3 protein-coding genes are annotated in these 10,092 nt (G+C 62.7%); all 3 read left to right on the top strand.

The genetic code is table 11. The annotated features are described in order from the left end of the window. Nucleotides 1–84 precede the first annotated feature (84 nt). From B7Y64_RS18570 to B7Y64_RS18560, 3 genes are read left to right on the top strand one after another with little or no spacing between them, the layout of a single operon-like run. On the top strand, nucleotides 85–735 hold the full coding sequence (locus tag B7Y64_RS18570; protein WP_291326626.1) for a tail fiber domain-containing protein: 651 nt from the start codon (nucleotides 85–87) through the stop codon (nucleotides 733–735). Further along, nucleotides 732–2,504, top strand: a complete 1,773-nt coding sequence (locus B7Y64_RS18565) for a hypothetical protein (protein WP_291326623.1) — start codon at nucleotides 732–734, stop codon at nucleotides 2,502–2,504. The genes B7Y64_RS18570 and B7Y64_RS18565 overlap by 4 nt, the downstream gene beginning before the upstream one ends. A gap of 23 nt (nucleotides 2,505–2,527) precedes the next feature. Further along, nucleotides 2,528–10,018 carry an LPD23 domain-containing protein gene (locus B7Y64_RS18560; protein ID WP_291329546.1) on the top strand — a complete coding sequence of 2,497 codons (7,491 nt, stop codon included), beginning with the start codon at nucleotides 2,528–2,530 and terminating at the stop codon, nucleotides 10,016–10,018. Nucleotides 10,019–10,092 lie beyond the last annotated feature (74 nt).

The raw sequence follows: 10,092 nt of genomic DNA, 5'->3' as shown, positions 1-10,092 counted from the left end.
TCGTAGTGCTCGGCTACCATTTGGTAGAGCAGCGTGCGTTCGGGGTGGCGTGGGTTGTAGAGCTTGGGCTTGGAAGTGGCTGACATGAATACTGTACAAGCGATGGCCATGGGCAACCAGACGGCGATTGCCAAGGCTGCGGCATTGGCAGCGGCCGGTACAGGAGCGCGGACCCAGGCGCGGCAAGAGGGCTACGCACTGACCGACCGTGCAACGAATGCACTGGCAGGATACCCAGCCATGGGCATGCAGGCCACCGGGGCCGGGGCAGGGTACGGCGCATCTGGTACGGCCATCGCCAATCAGGGGCTGGCAGGCATGAACAGCGGCTACGGCGCGGCCGGGACGATGGCGGGCCAGCTTGGCAGCAATGCCACCGGTATGTTCGGCGCGCAGGCGAATTACAAGCTGGGCGCTGACAAGGCCGCAGCCGATGCGAACCCCATGGGGGCGCTGTTGGGCGCTGGGGCGCAACTTGGGGCGGCTGCGATTGGCAAGTGGTCCGACCGCCGCCTGAAGCAAGACATCACGCAGGTGGGCCGCGACGAACGCACGGGCCTGAACCTGTACGAGTTTGCCTACAAGGACGAGCCTAGCCAGCGCTGGCGCGGCGTGATGGCCGACGAGGTGCGCGAGGTGATGCCATCGGCGGTGCACACGAACGACGATGGGTTTATGTCGGTGGACTACGCCGCCCTGGGCATTGAAATGAAACAGGCAGGAGATACGCCATGAGCGTTAGTGAACAGTTTTTGGCGGGCCAACGGTTCGCCAAGGGTCTGATCGATACGTACCGCGACGCGCAGCAGCGCCGTAAGCTGGACGAGATTGACCAGGACAAGCCGGTGGAGAGCAGCGAGTTCACCCCGGAGCAGGGCCAGCAGATCGAGGCGGCTGCAGCGGGGGGCAAGAACTACATCGGCTACGACGACAAGATCAAGGCGTACATGGCCACGCCGAAGCTGGCCGATGGCGAGATGGGGCCTGCGCAGCCGGTGGAGATTGCCCGCCAGGCACCGATGACGGAGTTTCTGGGCAAGAGGTACCCTGGCACGATGACGCCCGACCAGGTGACCAATGCCCGGCAGCTTGCCAGGGCAGAAGTGATCTCCAAAAGTGACCCCATTCAGGGTATGCGCCTGCAGCGCGAGGTGAAGCAGGGCGAGCGCGACGACAAGCGCTGGATGCGCGAGGACACTGCAGCAACCAAGGCCGAGGCCGACAAGGCGTTTGCAGAAAAGCTCGATGGGCAGGTGGGCGAATGGTTTAAAGGGCGATTGAAGAATCCTGATGGCACCGAGCGTGCGCCAACTGTGGATGACCACCTGGCTGCGAGCCAGTACCGGGCGGCCCAACTGACGGGCGCCGGGAAGATTGACCAGGCCGGGCAGGTGCTGAAGGACTACGCTGCGCAGTCGCTGGTGAAGATTCAGTTGCAGGGGGCGCAGCGCAAAGAGGCGCTGGGGCGGACTGCGGCTGCGTTGGCCTCTGGCGACCTGGATGCCGTCAAGGGCTTTTACAACGAGTTCGTTCCCGATGGCGCGCGCGTTACCGATGTGAAGCGCGGGGCTGATGGTGAGCTGGTGATCCAGCGCGAAAGTCTGGACGGGCGACCCTTGCCCGCCTACACCATGAAGGACACGGGGCAGCTTTTGTCTGTGCTCAATTCTTTCAATGACCCGATGGCTCTGTATAGCTGGAGTCAAAACGAGTTCAAGAACAACATTGACGTTCGCAAGACGGAGGTTTCCGAGCGCCAGGCGGATATTGCCGAGCGGCGCCTTGGGGCGCTGGAAGCGCGGGCAAATGGTGGTGGTGGTGGGCGCGGTGGTGGCAGACGCGGCGAGGAAGATGCGCCATCTTTCAACCCCTTGGCCAGCTTCGACAGCAAGAAGGCCCAGGCGGTGGCCTTTGAGCAGGCAGCTGCAGCGGTGGACGACAAGGGGAGTCCACTGTCGCCACAGGAACAGGGTAAGCGCGCGCAAGAAATCTATCGCAGCATGGAAGATGCGTTTGCCACGGAGAACACGCGCCGACAGCGTGCAACTGTTTTCCGCACTGAGGCGCGCAATGCCACTACCCCGGAGGAAATCGAGGCGGTGCGCCAGCGTGCGGCGGCGAGCGGGTACACGGCGGAAGAAATGGCGGCGCTGGATAAGCGCTTTGCGCCCAAGGCACCAGATGCAGCGCCTGCCGCAAGTGGCAAGAAGAGTGCGGAGCCGCAAGCACCCTCGCAAGCTGCCAGCCAGGAGCCGGTGGCACCACGGGGCGGGCGCCCTGCTGTCTATGGGGCCTTTTTTGGCGAACGCGGCAACACGCAGCCAGCTACCGCGCAACCCGCAGAGCAGCCGCGCACCGGCCGCTCGCCGCAGACGCTGGGCGACGACTTCCAATCCCCCATGGCGCGGCAGGCGCTGCAGGCCCGTGTTGCTGAGGCTGCCAACGGAGGGCCGCCACTCTCATCCGTCGAAAAGCTGCGCGCCCAACAACTTCGCCTGCTGTAACCCGCCCACCGGAAGCTCCACACATGGCTGCCAAAAAGATAACCGCCAAACCACTTTCCTCCTTTGATGACCTGGACGCTGCCGGGATTGGTGTTGGATACCAGCCATTTGACGCCGATGCGGTGGCGCCGATGGAGACGCCGGCCGAGCCAGAAAATCGCACCTGGGGCCAGGCTGTGGGCGATACGGTGGTTCAGCTGGCCGAGGGCGTCAACACCACCCTTGGTGCAGTTCCATCCATCGTTGCACCTGACGGGGCCATGGCGGAGTTCTTCCGCGACAACGCCGATTACTGGCGTGACAAGCAGAGCGAGGTACTCAAGCAGCGCATTGCGGCAACGGACCAACGCATCCAGGAGGCCGGCAAGGAAGGTGTGATGTCCCAGATTGGGACTGCTGTGTCTGAATACTGGAAAGACCCTGCGCAGGCTGCGCGCCTGGTGGCGACGAACTTGCCAAGCATGGCGGCCACGCTGGGCACTGGTGCGCTGGCTGGTGCTACGGCCAAGGGTTTGGCTGCTGCGCGCGGGCTGGACGCGGCCAACAGGGCGGCGTTGTCTGCGCAGTACGGCACGCGCACTGCGATGGCCACCAATGCTGCACTGAATGCGGGCGGGGCACGCGGCGAGGCTTACGAGGACTTGAAGCGCACCGCGCTCGCCCAAGGAATGTCGCCAGAGCAGGCCGAGCAGGCGGCTCTCGATGGCTCCATCCTGCCTGGGGTTGTGGGCGGTGTGGCGGGTGCAATTTCTGGCAAGCTGGGCTTAGAAAAGGCTTTGCTGGGCCAGCCTGGCGCCGGTGCTGGCACTGCGCTGCGCCGTTCGGCAGGAGCGTTCGGCGCAGAACTTGCGGGCGAGCAGATCGAGGAAGTGGCGCCCAAGATCACCACAAACTACGAAGCTGAGAAGATTGACCCAGCGCGCAGCCTGACTGACGACTTAGGCCGCACGATGGTGGAAACCACCATTGGTGCAGGCCCTGGCGCCCTGGTGGCTGGTGGTGTTGAGGGCATGAAAACGCCAGCCCAAGCCGCTGCTGATGCCATCCGCGCCACCGAAAAGTTACCCGAATCTGGCGCGCTGACCAAGGCGCTGAATGCGGGCGTAGAGGCCAAAGCGCAGGCGGTGGAGGCTGGCGCCTCGGTGGATGGGCAGATTGCACCGAACACGGCACCAGATCCGGTGGACGACCCGGTGCGCGACCAGATCCTGGCCCTGCCCGACGGCGCCCGCCAAGACGCCCTGCGCGCCTATGCTGTGGTGAACCGCACGGACGTGGCCAAGGGCGTGCAGCAGTACAACCGCAAATTGCTGGACCGCCTGCTGACCGAGAACGCGCCGCCACCAGTGCTGGGCGAGAGCCTGACCGGCACCGACATGGGCACCATGCTGGTCGGTGGCGGGATGGCTGGTAACACCGACCCGCTGATTGGCGCGCTGGGCATGGGCCGCGATGCGCAGGCCAACAGCATCACGAACGTGGCCAATGTGGCCGAGCGCCGCCCCCCGATGCCCGCCAGCGATGCAGCGCGAATGCTGGACGAAGCCCGCAATCGTGGGCTGGATTTTGCTGTGGCCGAGCATCCTGCAGGTGGCTTCGTGCTGGTCCCGCCCAATTGGGTGACGCCAGACATGGCAGCCCAGGGCGAGGCCCGGCTGAACGAAACGATTGCCCGGATGCAGCAGGCCGATGCCGCCCCGGTGGAGCGCGCCCAGCGCACCAGCACCGAGCCGGTGGACCTGAGCTTGCCCACCGACCCCGTGCAGAACTACATGGACACCCTGCGCAGCGTGAACACGCCGGCCGCCCGCGCTTACGTGCGCGACTTCGACGCGGGCCGCATCACGCCCGCGGATGTGCAGCGCCGCATGGCAGCGGAGCAGGGCGCCACTCCCGACCAGCGCATTGCCCGCGCTGCAGCCGAGGCGCCAGCGCAAACCGACCCGGTGGCAGACCGCCTGGCGCGTGCCGCCGCCCAGGGCGCAGCAGTTCCAGCGCCCACCGACATATTGAACCCAGTCGGTCTGCCGTTCAAAACGCGCATGGCAGCCGACCGCGCGGCAAAGCAGACCCCCGGCGCCGTGGTGCCCGTAGAGGGTGGCTTTGTCGTTCGCCAGCAGGAGCCCGTGAATGTCCAAGACGTACCGCAGACACCCGAAGTACCTCAAGCAGCCCCAGCTGTCATCCCGCCAAGCCAAGCGCCGCAAGCTGTGGGAGCACAGCCCGCAGGCCCAGCCGCCGGAGTTCCTACAGAGGGAGCCGGAGCGGTGGAAGCCGCTGGGGTAGGTGGCGCAACCCTCTACGAGCAGCGCAAGGCGAAGCGGGGAAGCAGCAATCAAAATCAGGCTGAAACGCCCGTTGAGCAAGCGCCAGACGCGGCAACGGCGAGCCGCGTAGCAAAAGAGGCGCAGCCATTTGAGAACCGCTTTGTGGTGAAGGACGACATCACCGGAGCCCGTGTGGAGTGGCAGGCGTTAACCCCCGCTGGTGTCTGGAAGGTTCAGACGACGTTTGACAACATAGAGGCTGCGACCGCAGCTGTTGCAAGTCGTGGCATTGATCCTGCTGGCGTTTCCGTCTGGGACTCCGCGTGGAACGCAAGTGCAAAACGCTTTACTCCTGCGAAAAAACGTGAGGCTGATAGGCAAGACGCTGAGATGCAAGCGTCAGCAGCTACAGCTGCACCACAGGCCGAAGCCGCGCCTGAACCCGCCGCAGAGCAGGAGCTAAATCGGCCCGAAGCGCCAGCCAATCAAGCGCCGGAAGCTACTGAAAATGTAGCAAGCAACAGCACGGGCCAGGATGAAAAGGCGCGCTGGCTCAAGTCTGTCGCAGACATGAATCGCATGTCTGGGAAGTTCGGCGCACAGATCGACGGCGTGACCAATGGGCGCCTGAGCGTAGTGGGCAACCCCAATGCGACGAAGCAGGGCCGCGCACTGATGGCCGCGGTTGACGAGGCGCGACGTGCTGGTGCTACCAATGAGGAAATTGCACAGGCTGCCGCAGGCCGCGCTACCGCTGCGCCGCAAGGCATCGCTCCAGCGCCCGCCCAAGAAACCACCCACAACGGCACCCGCATTTACCCCACCAAGACCAAGGTGGGCGACGATGTGAAATCCATGTGGGCAGTGGAGTCGCCCGACAACCAGCGCCGGCGCGCGGCAGGCGAGCGCACTGTCGGCGGCGACTCGCTGCACGACACCATCGAGCAGGCCAAGGCTGCAGCCGAGCGTGAGGCAAAGCGCGATGCAGCGCAGCAGGCAGCAAAGGCCGAGCAGGATGCGGCCGACAAGGCACGACTGGATGCTGAGGAAGCCCGCAAGGCGGCGAACCGCCCCAAGACATTGATGGAGCACCGCAAGGATGCGGTGCTGTCCAAGCAGGTTCTCGACTCGGAAACTGGCAATGTTATGACTCGCCGCGAGTGGGTGGAAAACAAGGTTGCAGATGGCCTCAAAACGTCCATCACCCAAGAGGACAAGATCAAGCCGATGTCTCGGAGGCAGATATTTCGCGCAGACAACCTCCAGCAAGCTGAACACGATCGCAAGGTCAAAGAAGCTGGTAAAAAAGATGTTTACTGGCTTGGCGACTTTGAAGTAACCAAAATTGAGTACGACTATGCGCAGGAGTTGAAGGCGCAGCGCGAAGCTGCACCGCAGGCCGTTGAATCTCCGGCGCTGCAGGCCGCCATGGGCGCCGCTGGCTGGACTGGCGAAACCGGCCAGGGTGACACCATCTGGACCAAGCGCGCGAACGGCGAGCGCTACACCGCGCTGCTGTGGCCTGACGCTGGCTCTATGGAAGTCACCGTGCTGGCGGATGGGGTCGATACCCAGATCGCATCATTCAAGGTGGGCGATGCCAAGGCCGCAGCCGAAGCCGCAAACAAGGCTGTGGCTCAGGATGTTGCGGAGCAATCGCCTGCCGACGACGCCCTGCCCAATGGCTGGACCAAGAGCGTCAACGGTTACACCAAGCGGCCCGTGTACCGCATGGAGCAGGGCGGCGGCCAGCCGTTCGCTGTGGTCACGCAGGTGGAAGGCATGCAGTACGAGGTGCAGATCCGCCACGGTGACAAGCAACTGATCGTGAGCAACCAGACTGGCGCGCTGTCAGAGGTGCTGGCCAAGGCGGAGACAGAACTGACCCGCATGACGCAGGCCGATTCTGTGACCCACCAGGACCCAGGCGAGAAGGCCGAGGCAGCAACCCCTGGCGTGGTGACTGACTCGCTCAAGAAGGCCGCACGCAACGAAGACACCAAGCCCAGCGAGATGCGCAAGTGGCTGGTGGGCAAGATCGACGAGGCCATCGCCGTGGCGCCCGAGGCAGCGGTGGATTTCCTGAGTTTCGATGTTCCGGGCGATGGCACGTTCAAGGTGCAGAACTCGCAGGCGCGTTTGCAGGAGTTCCGCAAGAAGGTGATGGCGTCGCCCGGTTTTAAGGATGGTGGGCAGAAGCAGAACACCAAGCCGCCAGAACAGGTGGACAGTGCCATCAACGGCAGCGGCAGCACGGTGGAGGCGCTCCGCAATTTCCTGGCCGATGGCGATGTTCAGGGCGCAATCGAGTTTGCCAAACTCAAGGGGGTGGAGTTCACCCCGGTGGAGCCGCGCGCATCCATGACAGCCAACGGCAAATTCAAGCGGGTGCCTGCGTCCGTCAAGTCCAGCGTGCCGAGTGTGGCCGAAGGGCTGACGCAGGTGGAAGCCGAGCAGATCAATCAGTATCTGACGGCAGAAAAGGATAGGGAGGAGCCAGCGGCGGCACAAGATGCTGATGAGCAGTCTTCGCCGCAAGACTTCATCCCGGCCCCTGCTAGTGCATCGCCTGAATCTGAGCCCAGTCAGGGCAGTTCCAACGCTCGCGGCCAGGATGCCAGTGCACCCCCGACCACACCGGAAGTCAAAGCTGATGATGTTGAGCCAAAAATCATGCAGAGCCGACCGAATGACTGGCCTTATGCCAATTACGGTTGGGTCATGGTGGGTGGTGGAAGGAATGCGCCAGGGGCAGCGTCCGAGAAGGGCGCAAAAATCGAACTGTCGAAAAACCCGGAATGGAAAGAGCGTGGAGCAGTCATACTGCCTTTCAGGTGGAACGATGGTGGCTTGCGCGGCTTATCTCCCTATGCAGAAACGACTACCAGGTATGCGATTCTGGTTCGCCAGAAGGAGTCACCAAGAATTGAAGCCTCGTCCGAAACTTCGACCCCCCCAGCAGCGCAACCCGACACCCCCAAGCTGCCCCCCGCCGAAGCCAAGGCGCTGATGGCCTGGGAAGACCTGGGCCAGAAGGATGGCGTCAAGACCCACGCACTGACGTTCTACGAATCGCAGGCCGACAAGGACGCCAAGCGCGGGCGGATGATCGTTGCCAAGGTTTCCAAGGGCGACCGCAGCGCGACCGCCTGGATGGTGGATGGCGAGGACAAGACGTTCGGGATGCTGGCGCAAGCCAAGAAGCTGGCCGAGGAAGTGGGCATGGCCAGGGCTGTGGCGGATGGGTTTGTGGAGCAGGGCGATGCGCCGATGTTCAGTCGCGCGCCTGCTGGTGGCCAGACGGAAACGGCCGAGTTCAAGCGCTGGTTTGGCGACAGCAAAGTAGTGGATGCCGAGGGCAAACCGCTGGTTTTGTATCACGGGACACACAGCAGCTTTACAGAGTTCAAGCCCAACGACGCGCTGGGTGGCGGAATGTTCTTTTCGCCAAGCCCAGAGGAGGCAGGCGCATTTACTGGGGCGACTGGCTCAAACATCATGCCGGTGTATTTGAGCGCACAGAAAGTTTGGCCCAAGATTGTTCGATCCTATGATGAGGTCAAGGCCATACGAGCCGCCAAGTCAAAAGGATATGACGCCATTCGAGTCCGGGACGATCAGAATGGGGTTGTGAACTGGGTAGTTTTTGACCCCACACAAGTAAAATCCGCCACCGGCAACAATGGCGACTTTGACCCTGCCAACGCCGACATTCGGTTCAGCTTCGCAGGCGCCCGCGCTGCCACTGCAGACAGGCATGCGCTGGTGACGGCACAAGACCGCCTATCTGCTGGCGAAGACGCGGAAACCGTGCGCCGCGAAACAGGCTGGCACCGTGGTGCTGATGGCCGGATGCGGTTTGAGATCAGCGACAACGAGGCAACGGTGGATATGGCCCTGCTGGCAAACCTCCATCGCGGAGGGTTCGCAGAGCGCGCCATTGAGCATGTGTCCTATCGGCAGGAGCCAGACGGAACCTACAGCCTGACGCTCGCGCCGAAGAACCCGCAGAAAACAAGCGATTTCGTCCGCATGCGTAGCATCCCTGCGAACTTGCTGCCATCGCTGCTGCCTCAAAGCGCGCTGGACGCAATTGAGAGAAACGAGGGCGATGAAGACTTCATTGGCCCGAATCTGGACGACGCACGGAAGGTACGCGCGCCATTTGAGTTCACTGGGTTCAATGCCCTGCCGCTGGATGCGGTGATGGACCACCCGAAGTTGTTTGCTGCGTACCCTGCTTTGCGCGAAATCATGGTGCGGGTAGATCCCAAGCTGGGCAACGGCGCGACGTTTGCTGTGACGGACTATGTGGACGGCACGGTGGGCAAGGCTATCAAGGTTGGCAACCCGCTGGCAAAGGATGTGGATAGCGTTCTGTTGCACGAGATTCAGCACGGCATTCAGGATATTGAAGGCTTTGCGACGGGCGGCTCGATTGAATCTGCGCGCGCCATGCAGGCGGATGCGCAGTCGAACGCATTCAACCAGGCGCAGGGAGCGTGGTATGAGTCACGCAAGCGCTGGCCGTCAGCCTACAAATCTCTGATGGATCAGCGAATGCTTGATGGGCGGCTGTACGATAAGTACGACATCAAGACGATGGATGAAGATGGCAACCAAAGAAAAGCCATCGTGCTGGCTTTCGAGCTGCGGAAAAAGATTTCAGAAGCGGACAAAGCTCTACGCAGTCAGGCGCAATTGGCGTACACCGACGCGGTAGAGTCTGAGTTGGGAGGGTTTGGGTCGGACGCCTTCAATGAGTTCAACGGGTTGTACAGCGCTGTGACCAAGGCGTTTGAGGGGACGGCGGAAACGGCTACCTCTGTCTACAAGCGCCTGGCCGGGGAGGTCGAAGCCCGCAACACTCAGGCCCGCAAGAACATCTCCGACCTCGGTCGAAAGCTCATCCCGCCCAGCAAGACAGCCGACGTTGCCGACAGCGATGTGATCGTGGTTTTCAATGGCAAGGAGATGCAGAACGCACCGGCCCCTGTCAATGCTGAGCAGAGCCTAGCCGATGCTAAGCAGCGGCTAGGTGCGCCTCTTGACAAGATCCGCGCAGACAGCAACGCCCGCAACGTCGCCACGCAGATGCTGGTCGATGGCCTTAAGGAAAAATGGACACGCGCACCCGAGATCATCGTGGCGCGCAACATGCAAGACCCGCAGGTCCCGCAGGCGGTGCGCGACTATGACGCCGAGCTCAAGAGCCAGGGCAGACGGATAGGAAATTCAACCGCATGAGGCCAAGTATGGCACGAGTTTTGGGCCTCGAAACACGTTCGGCCAAGGAAGGTTGAGCGCTCGCTTGCCGCTCA

The organism is Acidovorax sp. 35-64-16 (genome assembly GCF_002281195.1).
GTDB classification, from domain to species: domain Bacteria; phylum Pseudomonadota; class Gammaproteobacteria; order Burkholderiales; family Burkholderiaceae_C; genus Acidovorax; species Acidovorax defluvii.
The sequence above is the reverse complement of the archived record's forward strand: the minus strand, read 5'-3'. Positions and strand labels throughout refer to the sequence as shown.

Excerpts from the sequence above, each read along its gene's own strand:
- B7Y64_RS18570 (WP_291326626.1), top strand. The coding sequence starts at position 85 with ATGAATACTGTACAAGCGATGGCCATGGGCAACCAGACGGCGATTGCC.
- B7Y64_RS18565 (WP_291326623.1), top strand. The coding sequence starts at position 732 with ATGAGCGTTAGTGAACAGTTTTTGGCGGGCCAACGGTTCGCCAAGGGT.
- B7Y64_RS18560 (WP_291329546.1), top strand. The coding sequence starts at position 2,528 with ATGGCTGCCAAAAAGATAACCGCCAAACCACTTTCCTCCTTTGATGAC.